The organism is Pseudomonas sp. CIP-10 (assembly GCF_020911845.1).
GTDB classification, from domain to species: domain Bacteria; phylum Pseudomonadota; class Gammaproteobacteria; order Pseudomonadales; family Pseudomonadaceae; genus Aquipseudomonas; species Aquipseudomonas alloputida.
This window is the reverse complement of the sequence record NZ_CP087160.1, coordinates 4,620,003-4,635,093: the sequence shown is the minus strand read 5'-3', so window position 1 is coordinate 4,635,093 and position 15,091 is coordinate 4,620,003. Positions and strand designations below refer to the sequence as shown.

Here is a 15,091-nt window from a genome sequence, read left to right as displayed (position 1 = left end):
GGTTAGCTGGCGCTGACTTTCAGGCCGACGAGGCCGCAGACGATCAGCGCCACACTGACCAGCCGCACCAGGGCCATGGATTCGCCGAACAGCATGATCCCGGCGATGACCGTACCGACTGCGCCTACGCCGGTCCAGATGGCATAGGCGGTGCCCAGCGGCAACTCCTTCATGGCCAGGCCCAGCAGGCCCAGGCTGATGACCATGGCGCCGACGGTAAGGACAGTGGGTAGTGGTCGAGTGAAACCGTCGGTGTATTTGAGGCCGACGGCCCAGCCAACCTCGAACAGGCCGGCGAAAAACAGGATGATCCAGGACATGAGTGTGTCTCCATCGTTTGAATGATGGGGCCGTCCCCGGAATGGTCACGCGGTGCGTCGTGAGGTCGTCCTCACAGTGGGCATCATGGTGCCTGTCTGCGGCCTTCCGGGCAAGGCCGGGCCTGCTGGCCAATTTCCACCCGTCGTTCACCGTTGCGGCCGCTACCGTATTCGCGGGTAAACCCGCTCCTACACAATTGGTGGTGGGCACACATTGGTGATTGGGCGCAGGCCGTCGTAGGCGCGGGTTTACCCGCGAAGAGGCCGGTGCTGGCAGAAAACAGGCCAGCACCGCCTCTCATACCCGTCAGACCCCTTGCGGAATCTCTTCACCACCCAGCGCCTCGAACAGCACCGGCAGGAATTCGGCAAAGGTCATCATCATCAGCTGGAAGCTGGCGTCGAACTGTTGCGCAGCCTCATCGCCACCGTCCTGCTCGGCCTGCTCCTGCAGCAGCTCTTCGAACTTCAGGCGCTTGATGACCATCTTGTCGTCGAGAATGAACGACAGCTTGTCTTGCCAGGCCAGGGCCAGCTGGGTCACCACTTTGCCAGTGCTCAGGTGCAGCTGGATCTCTTCGCCAGTCAGGTCCTGGCGCTTGCAGCGCACGATACCGCCATCTTCGGCGGTGTCGCGCAGTTCGCACTCGTCCAGCACATAGAAGCCTTCGGCGGCTTGCTGCGACTTGACCCAGTCGGTCATGGTGGCCACCGGCGCAATCTTCACCGTGGCCGGGCGCACGGGCAGCGAACCCATCACTTCACGCAGGGTCGACAGCAGGTCTTCGGCGCGCTTGGCGCTGGCCGAGTTGACCAGGATCACGCCCAGGCGCGGGGCAATGGCAGCGAAGATCATCGAGCGGCGGATGAACGCACGCGGCAGGAACGCCTGGATGATTTCGTCCTTGATCTGGTCGCGTTCCTTTTTATAGACCTTGCGCATTTGCTCGGTCTCGATCTCTTCGACCTTTTCCTTGACCGCGTCGTTGACCACGCTGCTCGGCAGGATGCGTTCTTCCTTGCGCGCGGCAATCAGCAGGTACTCGCCGCTGACATGCACCAGGGGAGCGTCTTCGCCTTTGCCGAACGGCGCGACGAAACCATAAGTGGTCAGCTCCTGGCTGGCGCAGGGGCGGGCCGGCTTGCTGGCCAGGGCGGCTTCCAGCGCTTCAGGCTCGAACGGAACTTCCTGGGTCAGGCGGTAGGTCAGCAGGTTCTTGAACCACATGAGGGGCAATCTCTCCTTAATGCATAAGGCGGGCATTATTCTCCGAGCGGTGAATTGAGGCCAGCCCTGTCAGAGGGCCAGCAGTGCCTTATGCACGAAAGAATCGCCCGACAACGCTAGGTCTTTGAAAGGCCTGAGGTTTTTTTTGCAAAAAGTTTAAAAAGTGCTTGCCAGGGTGCGGGGCGCTCCGTAGAATGCGCGCCACACCGAGACGAAGGGTGATTAGCTCAGCCGGGAGAGCATCTGCCTTACAAGCAGAGGGTCGGCGGTTCGATCCCGTCATCACCCACCACTCGATGTATAGCGCAGCGGTAGTTCAGTCGGTTAGAATACCGGCCTGTCACGCCGGGGGTCGCGGGTTCGAGTCCCGTCCGCTGCGCCATATTCCACTTCCAGGGCCCACTGAACACCCGGAAGTAACAAAGAAAGCGACCTTAGGGTCGCTTTTTTTGTGCCTGATTTTTGGTGTTTGACCGAAGTGTGAAAAAACTTCGATAAGTGCTTGCCAGAGCGCCAAGTCGCCCGTAGAATGCGCGCCACACCGAGAGACATGGGTGATTAGCTCAGCCGGGAGAGCATCTGCCTTACAAGCAGAGGGTCGGCGGTTCGATCCCGTCATCACCCACCACTCGATGTATAGCGCAGCGGTAGTTCAGTCGGTTAGAATACCGGCCTGTCACGCCGGGGGTCGCGGGTTCGAGTCCCGTCCGCTGCGCCATATTCCACTTCCAGGGCCCACTGAACACCCGGAAGTAACAAAGAAAGCGACCCTAGGGTCGCTTTTTTTTGTGCCTGAATTTTGTACCCCTACCTGCACGCGTTTGCCGCAGCTTCAGCCACGCCGTTCCTCCTCCCGCAATGTCAGCACCTCATACCCACCTTCAGTCACCGCCACGGTATGCTCCCACTGCGCCGACAAGCTGTGGTCCCGGGTGATCACCGTCCAGCCATCCTTCAACTCGCGCGTGCCGCGGCCACCCTGGTTGATCATCGGCTCGATGGTAAACACCATCCCCGGTTTCAGCTTCATGCCCATGCCGCGCTGGCCAATGTGCAGCACCTCTGGCCCTTCATGCATCTGCTGGCCAATACCGTGGCCGCAATACTCGCGCACCACGCTGTAACCCGCCGCCTCGGCATGGGCCTGCACGGCATGGCCGATATCGCCCAGCGTTGCCCCAGGGCGCACCTGCTCGATGCCTTTCCACAACGCGTCATAGGTGGTGTCGACCAGGCGCCGGGCTTCTTCGCTGATCTTGCCGATGCAATACATCTTCGACGAATCGGCAATGTAGCCGCCCTGTTCCAGCGTGATGTCGACGTTGATGATCGAGCCTTCCTTGAGCACCTCATCGACCTTGGGGATGCCGTGGCATACCACGTGGTCCACCGACGTATTGAGCGAGTAAGGGAAACCGTACTGGCCTTTGCTTGCTGGCCGTGCCTTGAGCGTATCGACGATGAACGCCTCGGCGCGGTCGTTGATCTGCATCGTGGTCACGCCGGGGCGGATGAAGCTGTCGAGTTCGGTGAACACCTGGGCCAGTAGCTGGCCGGCGCGGCGCATCAGGTCGAGTTGGGCGGGGGTCTTGAGGATCACCTGGGACATGGGAGGAGGGCAGTTGCTCATGCTGGAAATTGCCCCAGCATAGCGCCTGGGAGCGTGAGGTTGCCACCGCATGGTGCGCAAGGCTCGCCGCAGCACTGTCTTTGTGGGAGCAACTGTCTTGCTCAATTTCTAAAAGCGGGCGCGATCCCTGTGGGAGCGGCCTTGTGTCGCGAAAGGGCTGCAAAGCAGCCCCGGCAATACAGGGATAAAAGCTGAAATTCGGGGGCCGCCTTGCGGCCCTTTCGCGACACAAGGCCGCTCCCACAAAAGCCGTTCAGTGCACCTGGCCCACTATTTGCTGAAGCCTCCTCACCAGGGCTATCAACGTCGACAGCCCGCAAAACCTCACGACAAAGGCGCCGTGTTGCCCCGCTTGCATCAGCATGCCGGGGCAGCCGGCGCCTTTTTGCGTTTTCCTCAGGAGCCCGCCCATGGCCAACAGCGAAGTACGCAGCGTCTGCCCCTACTGCGGCGTGGGCTGCGGCATCGTCATGAGCGTTGCCGATGGCAAGGTCGGCAAGATCAGCGGCGACAAGCTGCACCCGAGCAACTTTGGCCGCCTATGCACCAAAGGCCTCACCGCACACCTGCCACTGAGTGCCAGCGGGCGCATGGCCGACGCCTATGTGCGCCAGCAACGCAGCCAGCCGCCAGTGCGCACCAGCATGGACCAGGCCATCGCTGCCACCGCCGAGCGTCTGCGCAGCATCATCGACCAGCACGGCCCGGATGCCGTGGCGCTTTACGTGTCCGGGCAAATGTCGCTGGAGGCCCAGTACCTGGCCAACAAGTTGGCCAAGGGCTTTATCCGTACGCGCCACATCGAGTCCAACTCGCGCCTGTGCATGGCCAGCGCCAGCAGTGGCTACAAGCTGTCGCTTGGCGCCGATGGCCCACCTGGCAGTTACCAGGACTTCGAGCACGCCGACGTATTTTTGGTGATCGGCGCCAACATGGCCGACTGCCACCCGATCCTGTTCCTGCGCCTGCTTGATCGGGTCAAGGCCGGTGCGAAGCTGATCGTCGTCGACCCACGTCGCAGCGCCACCGCCGACAAGGCCGACCTGTTTCTGCAGGTGCGCCCCGGCAGCGACATGGCCTTGCTCAATGGCCTTTTGCACCTGCTGCATCGCAATGGCCGCACCCACCCCGACTTCATCGCCCGCCACACCGAAGGCTGGGACGAACTGCCGGCCTTCCTCGACGACTACCCCCCCGAGCGCGTCGCCGCCATCACCGGGCTGGCCGAGGCCGATATCATCAAGGCCGCCGAATGGATCGGCAGCGCCAACAACTGGATGAGCTGCTGGACCATGGGCTTGAACCAGAGCATTCACGGTACCTGGCACAGCAACGCCATCTGTAACCTGCATTTGGCCACGGGTGCCATCTGCCGCCCCGGTAGCGGCCCGTTCTCGCTGACCGGCCAGCCCAATGCCATGGGCGGCCGCGACATGGGCTACATGGGCCCCGGCTTGCCAGGCCAGCGCTCAGCGTTGGTGGACGACGACCGCGCGTTCGTCGAACGACAGTGGCAACTGCCACCCGGCAGCCTGCGCAGCGAAGGTGGCGAGGGTACGGTGGCGCTGTTCGGGCAGATGAAAACCGGTGAAGTGAAAGCCTGCTGGGTCATCTGCAGCAACCCGGTAGCCAGTGTCGCCAACCGCCAGCAAGTGATCGACGGCCTGCGCAAGGCCGAACTGGTCATTACCCAGGACGCCTTCCTCGACACCGAAACCAACCGCTACGCCGACATCCTGCTGCCGGCCGCGCTGTGGGCCGAAGGTGAGGGTGTGATGATCAACAGCGAGCGCAACCTGACCCTGATGCCACGCGCTGTCGAGCCCCCCGGGCAAAGCTTGCCGGACTGGCAGATCATTGCCCGCGTGGCGTGTGCCATGGGCTATGCCGACGCCTTCGACTACCCCAATGCCGAAGCGGTGTATGAGGAAATACGCCGCTTCCACAACCCCTCAACCGGTTATGACCTGCGCGGTATCGGCTATGCCGAATTGCGGACACAGCCGCGCCAGTGGCCTTGTCCACCGGGCAGCGAGCAGCATCGTAGCCCGCTGCGCTACCTCAACGACGGCAGCAGCCAGTCGCTCCTGCTCGATGCCCGGGGTAGGCGGCCGGCACTGGCCTTTCCCACCGCCAGCGGCAAGGCGCGCTTCTTTGCGCGGCCCTGGTTGCCGGCAGCGGAATTGCCGGACGATGACTACCCCATGGTGCTTAACACTGGCCGTGTGCAGCACCAGTGGCACACGTTGACCAAGACCGGCAAGGTGCCGGCACTGAACAAGCTGGAGCCCGGCCCCTACCTTGAGATTCACCCCGAGGATGCCGCCCGGCTGGGTGTCGCTGAAAAGGACCAGGTGGCCGTTCGCTCACGCCGGGGGCACGCCGTGTTGCCGGCGCGCATCCGTGACCGGGTCATGCCGGGCAACTGCTTTGCGCCGTTTCACTGGAATGACCTGATCGGCGAGCAATTGGCGATCAATGCCGCGACCTGCGATGCGGTCGACCCGCTGTCGCTGCAGCCTGCCTTCAAACACTGCGCCGTAGCCCTGGAGCGGGTCGCAGGCGAGCGCATCGACGCCCTTGATCTGAACACTGCCACTGTAGAGCCTGTCCGCATGCCGACCGCCACCCTGTCCCGTCTGCTTGGCCTGCACACCCTGCCGGTTCCGGTGCTGGCCGAAGAAGAGCGTCATTACCTGCAAGGTTTCCTGCTGGGCCTGGACCAGGCCCGCGCCGAGGGCGTACCCCGCCTGCCGGCCAGTGCGCCGCTGGCTGCCAGCCGTCGTTTGTTTGTCGACGGTTTGCTGGCCGGGCTGTTCGCCCAGCCTGCAACTGCGCCCATCGCGGCACAGGCCGCGCCATGGCATCAGGTGCTGTGGGCCTCGCAGACCGGCAATGGTGAGCAACTGGCCGAACGCTGTGCCGCGCGCCTGCGCGATGCTGGTCTGAGCGTGCAACTCAGCTGCCTGGAGGCGGTCAGCCCAAGCCAGCTGCAGGGTGTTGCCAGTGTGGTGTTGATCGCCAGCACTTTTGGCGATGGCGACGCGCCCGACAGCGGCGCGGCATTCTGGCAGGCCTTGCAGGGCGAGGAGGGCGCCCACTGCGCCGGGCTGCCCTATGCCGTACTGGCCTTGGGCGACTCCAGTTACGACCAGTTCTGCGGTTTTGGCCGCAAGCTCGACCAGCGCCTGGCCGAGCTGGGAGGGCAGCGCCTGCTGCAACGGGTGGACTGCGAGCCAGACTTCGACGAAGCCTTTGCCAGTTGGCTCGAAGCGTTATTACCTGCACTGGGCACTGCCGCGGCGCCACCTCCGGCGAGTGAACCTGCACCCGTATCGGCCTTCAGCAAGCAGCAACCTTGGATGGCCACCGTACTGGAAAACCGCCTGCTCAATGGCCCCGGCGCCAGCAAGGAAACCCGCCAGCTGGTCTTCGACCTGAGCGGCAGCGGCTTCAGTTACGCTGCCGGCGATGCCCTGGGCGTATGGCCGCGCAACTGCCCGGCCCTGGTAGAAGAGCTGCTGACGCTGATGCAGCTCGACGGCCAGGCGATGGTCGAGCTTAAAGGTCATGGCGCCATGCCATTGGCCGAAGCCCTGCAAGCACATCTGGAAATTGCCAAGGTCACTGCGCAACAACTGCAGGCATTTGCCAGCAATGCGCCTGACCTGCAGCGGTTGCTGCAGCCTGAATGCAAGGCCGAGCTGCAAGATTGGCTGTGGGGCCGGCAGTTGGTCGATGTGCTGCGCGCCTTCCCCCAGCAGTTGCCGCTGGCCAGCTGGCTGGAACTGCTCAAGCCATTGCAACCGCGGCTCTATTCGATCAGCTCCAGCCCACTGGCGCACCCAGGCCAGGTGCATCTGACGGTGTCGACGGTGCGTTATGGCGAACGTAAAGGCGTGTGCTCAAGCTTCCTTGCCGACCGTGCGCAGGTACAGAAAGTGGCGATCTTCCCGCAGGTGTCGAAGCACTTCCGCTTGCCCGAGGACGACAGCGTGCCGGTGATCATGGTGGGCCCTGGTACTGGCATTGCACCGTTCCGTGCGTTCCTCGAGGAGCGAGAGGCACGGGGGGCAAAAGGCGACAATTGGCTGTTCTTCGGTGAGCAGTACGCAGCGACCGATTTCTATTACCAGGAGCAGTTGCAGGCCTGGCAGGCGGCGGGGCACCTGCGGCTGAACACGGCGTTCTCGCGGGACCAGGCCGAGAAGATCTATGTGCAGCAGCGCATGCTTGAGCAGGGTGCGCTGTTGTGGCAGTGGCTGGAGGCGGGGGCGTATTTCTATGTGTGTGGCGATGCGCAGCGTATGGCCAGGGATGTGGATGCGGCGTTGCGGGTAATCGTCGCCGAGCATGGCCGGATGGATGCGGCGGCGGCGGCGGCTTATGTCGAAGGCTTGAGCAAGGCCAGGCGTTATCGGCGCGATGTGTACTGAAGTGCGCCAAGATGGGGTGTTGTGCACCTTGAATGTGCATTGGCTGGGCGTGCCCAGCGCAAGTGTAGGAGCGGGTTTACCCGCGAAGAGGCCGACCCAGGCAACCCAGGCAACCCACGCAACCCAATTGGCACGCTCCCTGCTTAACCTTGGATACAACAAAGCCCACTGATCAACGGCGATCAACCGGGCCCCCTACCGTGATGCAGGCAAAGGCGCCTGGAGCTTCGGCTCCAGGCGCTTTTTTTTTGATCGAGGATCGGCTTATGAAGGCAACAGCGAGCAGCGGGCAACGAGAGCGACTGGTCATCGTCGGCAACGGCATGGTCGGCCACCATTGCGTCGAACAACTGGTCAGTCGCGGCGCCCTGCAGCGCTTCGAGGTGCGGGTATTTGGCGAAGAGCGCCAACGCGCGTATGACCGCGTGCACCTGTCCGAATACTTCGGCGGCAGCTGTGCCGAAACCCTGGCCCTGTGTGAGCACGATTTCTACGACGCCAATGGCGTGCACCTGCACCTGGGTGAGGCCGTGCTGGAGATCGACCGTGAGCGCCGCGAAGTCGTCACTGCCGAAGGTCGCTATGGCTACGACCAACTGGTGCTGGCCACCGGCTCCTATCCCTTCGTACCGCCGATCGAAGGCTCCAGCGGCAATGCCCGCCTGGTCTACCGCACCCTGGACGACCTCGATGGCATTCGTGCTGCCGCAGCCGGTGCCCGCCGAGGGGTGGTGGTCGGCGGTGGCCTGCTTGGCCTGGAAGCGGCCAACGCCCTCAAGTCGCTGGGGCTGGAAGCCCACGTGGTGGAATTCGCCCCACGGCTGATGCCGGTACAGCTGGACGGCGAGGGCGGTGCCGCGTTGAAGGCGCAGATCGAAGCGCTGGGTGTGGGGGTGCACCTGGCGCGCGCCACCCAGTCGGTCAGTGCCGGTGAAACCTACGGCTACCGCATGAACTTCGACGGCGGTGAGCACCTGGAAACCGACCTGATCGTGTTCTCCGCCGGTATCCGCCCACAGGATGCACTGGGCCGGGGTTGCGGCCTGGACATCGCCGCGCGCGGTGGCGTGGTCATCGATAACCACTGCCGCAGCAGCGACCCACGCATCTTCGCCATCGGCGAGTGCGCCTCGTGGAACGGCAGTGTGTTCGGCCTGGTCGCCCCAGGCTACAGCATGGCGCGCAACCTGGCTGCGTTGCTGATGGGCGAGGCGGCGGTGGCGTTCACCGGCGCCGACATGTCGACCAAGCTCAAGCTGCTGGGGGTGGATGTCGGTTCGATCGGCGATGCCCACGGTGCCACGCCGGGCGCGCGCAGCTATCGCTTCATCGATGAAGCCAACAGCGCTTACCGCCGTTTGGTGGTGGATGCCAGCGGCAAGCACGTGCTCGGCGCGGTGCTGGTCGGCGACAACAGCTATTACGACACCCTGTTGCAGTACGCCCAGAACGGCATCGCCCTGCCGGCCGACCCGGCAGCGCTGATCCTGCCGCAAGGCGGTGGTGCGCCGGCGTTGGGCGCCGATGCGCTGCCCGACAGCGCGACCATCTGCTCCTGCCACAACGTCAGCAAGGGGGCGGTGTGCGCCGCGATCGACAGTGGCTGTAGCGACTTGGCTGCGGTCAAGGGCTGCACCAAGGCCGCGACCGGCTGCGGCGGTTGCGCGGCCCTGCTCAAGCAAGTCTTCGAGCACGAACTGACGGCCCGCGGCGTGGCGGTGGACAAGAGCCTGTGCGAGCACTTTGCCTACACCCGGCAGGAGCTGTACGGGTTGGTGCGGGTGGAGGGTATCCGCACCTTCAGTGAACTGCTCGAGCGCCATGGCAAGGGCCATCTGGGGTGTGACATCTGCAAGCCGGCGGTGGGCAACATTCTCGCCTCGTGCTGGAACCAGCCGATCATGGACCCGGCACTGGTACCGCTGCAGGACACCAACGACACCTTCATGGCCAACATGCAGAAAAACGGCACCTATTCGGTGGTACCCCGCATTCCCGGTGGTGAAATAACCCCCGACAAGCTCATCGTCATCGGCCAGGTGGCCAAGAAATACGACCTGTACACCAAGATCACCGGTGGCCAGCGCATCGACCTGTTCGGCGCCCAGTTGCACGAGCTGCCGCTGATCTGGGGCGAACTGATCGAGGCCGGTTTCGAAACCGGCCACGCCTACGGCAAGTCGACCCGCACGGTGAAGTCGTGCGTGGGCAGTACCTGGTGCCGTTACGGCGTGCAGGACAGTGTCGCCATGGCCCTGCGCCTGGAAGACCGCTACAAGGGCCTGCGCAGCCCCCACAAGCTCAAGTTCGCGGTATCCGGTTGCACCCGTGAATGCGCCGAGGCGCAGAGCAAGGACATCGGCGTTATCGCCACCGACAAGGGCTGGAACCTGTACGTGTGCGGCAACGGCGGCATGCGCCCGCGGCATGCCGAGCTGTTCGCCACCGACCTGGACGACGAAACCCTGGTACGCCTGATCGACCGCGTGCTGATGTTCTACATCCGCACGGCCGACAAGCTGCAGCGCACCTCGGTGTGGCGTGAAAACCTGGAAGGCGGGCTGGACTACCTGAAGCAGGTGATCATCGACGACAGCCTGGGCCTGGCCAATGAGCTGGAAGCGCAGATGCAGCAGGTGGTCGACCAGTATGAATGCGAGTGGGCCAATGCCCTCAACGACCCGGAGAAGCTCAAGCGCTTCCGCACCTTCGTCAACGACCGACGCGCCGACCCGGACGTGCACTTCGTGCGCGAACGCGAGCAACGCCGGCCTGCTGCGCCGCTGCACCTGATCCCAACTGTCGAGGAGGCTGTCTGATGAACCTGGCCAATGCTGCTGTGAACACGCAAGAAAACTGGCAGCCGGTGTGCCAGGCACAAGACCTGGTGGCCGACTCCGGCGTCGTGGTTTGGTTCGATGGGGCCCAGGTGGCGTTGTTCTACCTGCCGGGGCAGTCCCAGCCGCTGTATGCAGTGGACAACCGCGACCCACGCTCCGGCGCCAACATCATCGGCCGCGGGCTGGTGGGCAGTGTGCAAGGTGAGCTGGTGGTGGCAGCGCCGCTCTACAAGCAGCACTTCAGCCTGCTGAGTGGGGAGTGCCTGGAGGATGCCGGGCAGAGGTTGCGGGTGTGGCCGGTGCGGTTGAAGGGGGAGGCGGTGGAGCTGGCGGTGGCCTGATACCCCTTTGCTGCCTGTGCCGGCCTCTTCGCGGGCACGCCCGCGCCTACGGAATCTGCACCGCCTTCAAATACGGCGCTGCACCTGTGGGAACGGGCCTTCCCGCGAGGAGGCCAGCACAAGCCGACTAGATAACCAACCCCTGCAGTTTGCGTCCGGCAAATACATCCACCAGGCTGGCCACCACCATCTCGCCCATGCGCGTGCGTGTCTGTACCGTGGCACTGGCGCGATGCGGTTGCAGGACTACATCTTCGCGCTCGAACAACGCCTCGGGCGCTCGCGGTTCATCGGCAAACACATCCAGCGCCGCGCCAGCGATCTCGCCGGCCTGCAACGCCGCGACCAACGCGGGTTCATCCACCAGCTTGCCGCGTGCGATATTGATCAGATACCCCTCGGCGCCCAACGCCCGCAGCACGTCGCGATTGATCAGCGCCTCGCCCTTGTCAGCCGCCGCTGCGAGTATCAGCGCATCGCTGTCCTTGGCCAACTGCAGCAGATCTGCCTCGAACCCGTAGGGCACATCCAGCGCCTGTAGATCGGTGTAGCGGATCGGGCAACCGAAGGCTGTCGCCCGCTGTGCTACCGCCCGCCCGACCCGGCCCATGCCGACGATGCCCACGCGCATGCCCGACACCTGCCGGGCCAGTGGCAACGGTGCCAGCGGCGTGGCACTGGTGGCCCAATGGCCGGCGCGAACGAAGCGGTCACCGGTGCAGATACCCCGGCACAAGCCGATCAGCAGGCCAATCGCAAGATCGGCGACGTCCTCGGTGAGGGCACCGATGGTTGCCGTCACCTGGATGCCACGATCGCGAGCATAGGCCAGGTCTACCGCGTCGGTACCGACACCATTGACCGCGATCACTTCAAGGTGGGGCAAGCGTGCCATCAGCGCCTGGCTGATACCGGTGTGGCCGCCGGTGATCACGCCGCGAATATTGCCGGCATGCTGGCTGACGTAGGCCTCCTTGTCGACCTGTTCGTAGTAGCGGTGTACGGTGAACAGCTGTTCCAGGCGCTCACGGATCTGCGGGATCAGGATAGGGCTCAGTTGCAGGACTTCGGGTTTCATCGGTCACTCCATCATAAACAGGGATCAGCCACGGCCAACGAACGGCATGTTGCTGGCCATCACGGTCATGTTCAGTACGTTGGCGTCGAGCGGCAGCGCCGCGATGTAGCGCACTGCATCGGCCACATGGCGCACGTCCAGCATCGGCTCGGCTGCGATCTCGCCATTGGCCTGGCGTACCCCCCGGGTCATGCGCTCGGACAACTCGGTCAGGGCGTTACCGATGTCCACCTGGCTACACACGATGTTGTACGGCCGGCCATCCAGCGCCAGCGCCTTGGTCAGGCCAAGCACCGCATGCTTGCTGGCCGTGTAGGGTGCAGTGAACGGGCGTGGGGTGTGCGCCGAGATCGAGCCGTTGTTGATGATTCGCCCACCTTGCGGTTGCTGGCGGCGCATCAGGCCGAAGGCAGCGCGGGCGCACAGGAACACCCCGTCGACGTTGGTGGCGATGACGTTGCGCCAGTTCTCCAGCGGCAGCTCGTCCACCGGCACGGCGGGCGCGTTGATGCCGGCATTGTTGAAGATCACATCGAGCCGGCCGTGCACTTCTTCGATGGTGGCGAACAGCTGCGCGACGCTCTGCTCGTCGCGTACATCGGTGGGCACGGCCAGTGCCTCACCGCCTGCTGCCAGCGCCTGTGCAACCACGGCTTGCAGGGGTTCGGCGCGGCGCCCGGCGAGCACCAGGCTGAAGCCATCCTCCAGCAGGGCGAGGGCGACGGCGCGGCCGATGCCGCTACCGGCACCGGTGACCAGGGCGATTTTCTTGTTCTGGGTCATGTCGGGTCTCCGTCAGGTTCAGGCTGCGTTGGCTGTTTGCCCGGCAGGGCGGGGGCCGACACGCAGGTGCAGCTCGCCAATACCGTCGATCCCGGCGTGTATCGTGTCGCCCGGGTTCAGCGGGGCCACGCCGGGCGGGCTGCCGGTCATGATCAGGTCGCCCGGGCGCAGTGGCAGTTGGCGAGACAGCCTGCTGATCACTTCGGCCAATGCCCAGGTCTGCTGGCTGAGGTGTGCCCGTTGGCGCTCCTGGCCATTGACCTGCAGCCATAGGGACGCATCCAGCGGCCAGTCGCATTCGCTGGCGGGGACGATGGCAGTCATCGGTGCCGAAGCCTCGAACACCTTGGCGCCTTCCCACGGCAGGCCCTCGGCCTTGGCCTTGCGCTGGTGATCGCGACGGGTCATGTCTAGACCGGCGGCAAAGCCGAACACGTGCTCCAGGGCATGCTCGCTGGCGATGTTGGCGCCGCCTTTGGCGATGGCCGCGACCAGCTCGACTTCATGGCAGAACTCGTCGGTCTGCGGCGGGAAGGGCAGTTCGCCCAGTGCCTCGACCACGTTGCTTGCCGGTTTCATGAAAAACACAGGCTCCTGCGGCGCCGCGCCGTAGGATTCCGGCCACGGGTAGTTGCGGCCGAGGCAGAACACCCGGCCGACCGGGAAGCGCGCATCGCTGCCGCGGATCGGCAGGCTGACGATGGCCGGCGGGTTGAACAGGTAGGTCATGGGTGGATCCTCCGTACTGGAGTGGACAGCGTATCCAGCGGCTGGCCGGCAAAGTTGGACGAAAGCGGGGTTGGGTTGGACTATCCAAGGCACCTGGACCGGCCCTTTCGCGGCTAAAGCCGCTCCTACAGGGATAGCGTCAAACCCAGGGGCAATACCGTCCCCCCGTAGGAGCGGCTTTAGCCGCGAAGAGGCCGGTACCGTCAATACACGCCTTGGCTCAGCCCGCAGCCTTCAGCTCGATGCGATACAGCTTCCCAAGCAGCAACGAGTAAGACAGTGTGCCCATCAACGCCACACCACCGATGAACCAGAACGCCATGGCGAACGAGCCACTGGCGTGCACGATCGCGCCGATCACGATCGGTGTGACGATGCCGCCGATGTTCGCCGCCAGGCTGGTAATGCCGCCGGTCAGGCCGATCAGCTCCTTTGGCGCCACTTCCGAGACGGCAGCCCACGACGACGAGGCGATGCCCTGGGCGAAGAACGCCAGGGTCAGCACGGCGATGCACAGCACATTGGAGTCGGTGAAGTTCACCAGCACGATCGACATCCCCAGCATCGAGCCCACCACCAGCGGCAGCTTGCGGGCAAACGACAGCGAGTAGCCCTTGCGGATCAGCAGGTCGGAGACGATGCCCGCCAGGAGGATGCCGACCGTGGCACCAATGAACGGCATGACCGCGAAGATGCCGACCTTGATCAGCGTCAGCTGGCGTTCTTCGATCAGGTAGGTGGGGAACCAGGTGAGGAAGAAGTACAGCGCCGAAGTGCTGGCGAACTTGCCCAGGCAGATCGCCCAGATCTGGCGATAGCGGAACAGCTCGGCAACCTGTCGCCAGTCGAAGCGGGTACGTTGCTGGCTGCTCTTCACCAGGCCACCACCGTGCTCGATATAGGCCAGTTCCTCCTTGCTGACCTTCTTGCAGTTCAGCGGGTCGCGGTACAGCACCAGCCACACGACGCCGAACAGGATGCCCACCAGGCCGGTGCTGTAGAACACGTGGCGCCAGTCATAGGTGGTCGCCAGCCACAGCAGCGCGCCGGTGAACAGCGCGGTGCCCAGGTACTGGCCACATACGTAGATGCTGCTGGCCATGCCGCGCTCGCGGGCGGGGAACCATACCGTAACCGCACGGCTGTTGGCCGGGAAGGCCGGGGCCTCCATGGCGCCGACCGCCAGGCGCAGGCCGAACAGCGAGGCGAAGCCACTGGCCAGGCCCTGGGCCACGGTGACCGCCGACCAGCTGATCAGCGACACGCCATAGGTCAGGCGCGAGCCGAAGCGGTCAGCAATGAAGCCAGCCGGTACCAGGGCCAACGCGTAGGTCCAGGCGAAGGCGGAGAAAATCAGGCCCATCTCGACCTTGTCCAGGCCCAGGTCTTTGGCCATGAACGGCGCGGCGATGGAAATGTTCACCCGGTCGACGTAGTTGATGATGGTCGCCACCAGCAGCAGCGACAGCATGAACCAGCGGCGGCGGGTAGGCAGGCGCTGGGCAGGGGCCGCGTCCAGCGTGTACGACGACGCGGCGCGGGGGGTAGGCGTGCTCGACATGAGTCGACCTCGTTTGTTGTTGTTGGTAGAGGTTGGGCTGCAGTCCCTTTTCTAAGGTGGTCGTACAACGCGGTGAATGCAACGGGGTATTTAGACCGTTTTTTTCATTGGAGGCGGGGCAGTGCTGTGCTGTCCAAGAAATTTC

Annotated in this window: 10 protein-coding genes and 4 tRNA genes; 7 read left to right on the top strand and 7 right to left on the bottom strand. The window is 64.1% G+C overall.

All coding sequences use genetic code 11. The features are described from left to right. Positions 1-2: 2 nt before the first annotated feature. Entirely contained in the window at positions 3-320 is a 318-nt protein-coding gene (gene sugE, locus LMH93_RS20885) for a quaternary ammonium compound efflux SMR transporter SugE (RefSeq protein WP_003252507.1), read from the bottom strand. A gap of 307 nt (positions 321-627) precedes the next feature. Then, positions 628-1,548 (bottom strand): recombination-associated protein RdgC, encoded by a 921-nt coding sequence (rdgC, locus tag LMH93_RS20880; RefSeq protein ID WP_003252510.1) that lies wholly within the window; start codon positions 1,546-1,548, stop codon positions 628-630. A 216-nt stretch (positions 1,549-1,764) separates the two neighbouring features. Between rdgC and LMH93_RS20875 the strand changes: the two genes are divergently transcribed. The 4 genes from LMH93_RS20875 (at position 1,765) to LMH93_RS20860 (ending at position 2,266) form a co-directional block, all read left to right on the top strand. Then, positions 1,765-1,840, top strand: a tRNA-Val gene (locus LMH93_RS20875). Between the two features lie 13 nt (positions 1,841-1,853). Beyond that, positions 1,854-1,930: transfer RNA gene (locus LMH93_RS20870), tRNA-Asp, on the top strand. A gap of 170 nt (positions 1,931-2,100) precedes the next feature. Continuing rightward, positions 2,101-2,176 (top strand) — tRNA-Val (locus tag LMH93_RS20865). A gap of 13 nt (positions 2,177-2,189) precedes the next feature. Then, positions 2,190-2,266, top strand: a tRNA-Asp gene (locus LMH93_RS20860). A gap of 114 nt (positions 2,267-2,380) precedes the next feature. Here LMH93_RS20860 and map read toward each other — a convergent pair. Further along, on the bottom strand, positions 2,381-3,178 hold the full coding sequence (gene map, locus LMH93_RS20855) for a type I methionyl aminopeptidase (protein WP_012053431.1): 798 nt from the start codon (positions 3,176-3,178) through the stop codon (positions 2,381-2,383). Positions 3,179-3,588: 410 nt separating this feature from the next. On the opposite strand from map, the gene LMH93_RS20850 reads away from it, so the two are divergent. From LMH93_RS20850 to nirD, 3 genes are all read left to right on the top strand, one after another. Then, positions 3,589-7,614 (top strand): bifunctional nitrate reductase/sulfite reductase flavoprotein subunit alpha, encoded by a 4,026-nt coding sequence (locus LMH93_RS20850; RefSeq protein ID WP_230064559.1) that lies wholly within the window; start codon positions 3,589-3,591, stop codon positions 7,612-7,614. A gap of 266 nt (positions 7,615-7,880) precedes the next feature. Next, positions 7,881-10,433, top strand: coding sequence for a nitrite reductase large subunit NirB (gene nirB / locus LMH93_RS20845; RefSeq protein ID WP_230064558.1), 2,553 nt, complete (start codon positions 7,881-7,883; stop codon positions 10,431-10,433). Next, on the top strand, positions 10,433-10,795 hold the full coding sequence (nirD, locus tag LMH93_RS20840; RefSeq protein ID WP_230064557.1) for a nitrite reductase small subunit NirD: 363 nt from the start codon (positions 10,433-10,435) through the stop codon (positions 10,793-10,795). Before nirB ends, nirD begins: the two co-directional genes overlap by 1 nt. A gap of 127 nt (positions 10,796-10,922) precedes the next feature. Here nirD and LMH93_RS20835 read toward each other — a convergent pair whose 3' ends face one another. From LMH93_RS20835 to LMH93_RS20820, 4 genes are all read right to left on the bottom strand, one after another. Beyond that, positions 10,923-11,873, bottom strand: coding sequence for a 2-hydroxyacid dehydrogenase (locus tag LMH93_RS20835; RefSeq protein WP_230064556.1), 951 nt, complete (start codon positions 11,871-11,873; stop codon positions 10,923-10,925). Positions 11,874-11,897: 24 nt separating this feature from the next. After that, complete coding sequence (locus LMH93_RS20830) at positions 11,898-12,656, bottom strand: SDR family oxidoreductase (RefSeq protein WP_185280066.1); 759 nt, start codon at positions 12,654-12,656, stop codon at positions 11,898-11,900. Between the two features lie 18 nt (positions 12,657-12,674). Beyond that, the gene (locus LMH93_RS20825; protein WP_230064555.1) at positions 12,675-13,385 is read right to left on the bottom strand and encodes a fumarylacetoacetate hydrolase family protein; all 711 of its coding nucleotides are present in this window, start codon (positions 13,383-13,385) and stop codon (positions 12,675-12,677) included. Positions 13,386-13,605: 220 nt separating this feature from the next. Beyond that, positions 13,606-14,946: an MFS transporter gene (locus LMH93_RS20820; protein WP_021782494.1), complete on the bottom strand. Its 1,341-nt coding sequence runs from the start codon at positions 14,944-14,946 to the stop codon at positions 13,606-13,608. Positions 14,947-15,091: the final 145 nt, after the last annotated feature.

Bases quoted from the DNA above. Each gene is read 5' to 3' on its own strand.
- sugE (WP_003252507.1), bottom strand. From the start codon at position 320: ATGTCCTGGATCATCCTGTTTTTCGCCGGCCTGTTCGAGGTTGGCTGG.
- rdgC (WP_003252510.1), bottom strand. From the start codon at position 1,548: ATGTGGTTCAAGAACCTGCTGACCTACCGCCTGACCCAGGAAGTTCCG.
- map (WP_012053431.1), bottom strand. From the start codon at position 3,178: ATGAGCAACTGCCCTCCTCCCATGTCCCAGGTGATCCTCAAGACCCCC.
- LMH93_RS20850 (WP_230064559.1), top strand. From the start codon at position 3,589: ATGGCCAACAGCGAAGTACGCAGCGTCTGCCCCTACTGCGGCGTGGGC.
- nirB (WP_230064558.1), top strand. From the start codon at position 7,881: ATGAAGGCAACAGCGAGCAGCGGGCAACGAGAGCGACTGGTCATCGTC.
- nirD (WP_230064557.1), top strand. From the start codon at position 10,433: ATGAACCTGGCCAATGCTGCTGTGAACACGCAAGAAAACTGGCAGCCG.
- LMH93_RS20835 (WP_230064556.1), bottom strand. From the start codon at position 11,873: ATGAAACCCGAAGTCCTGCAACTGAGCCCTATCCTGATCCCGCAGATC.
- LMH93_RS20830 (WP_185280066.1), bottom strand. From the start codon at position 12,656: ATGACCCAGAACAAGAAAATCGCCCTGGTCACCGGTGCCGGTAGCGGC.
- LMH93_RS20825 (WP_230064555.1), bottom strand. From the start codon at position 13,385: ATGACCTACCTGTTCAACCCGCCGGCCATCGTCAGCCTGCCGATCCGC.
- LMH93_RS20820 (WP_021782494.1), bottom strand. From the start codon at position 14,946: ATGTCGAGCACGCCTACCCCCCGCGCCGCGTCGTCGTACACGCTGGAC.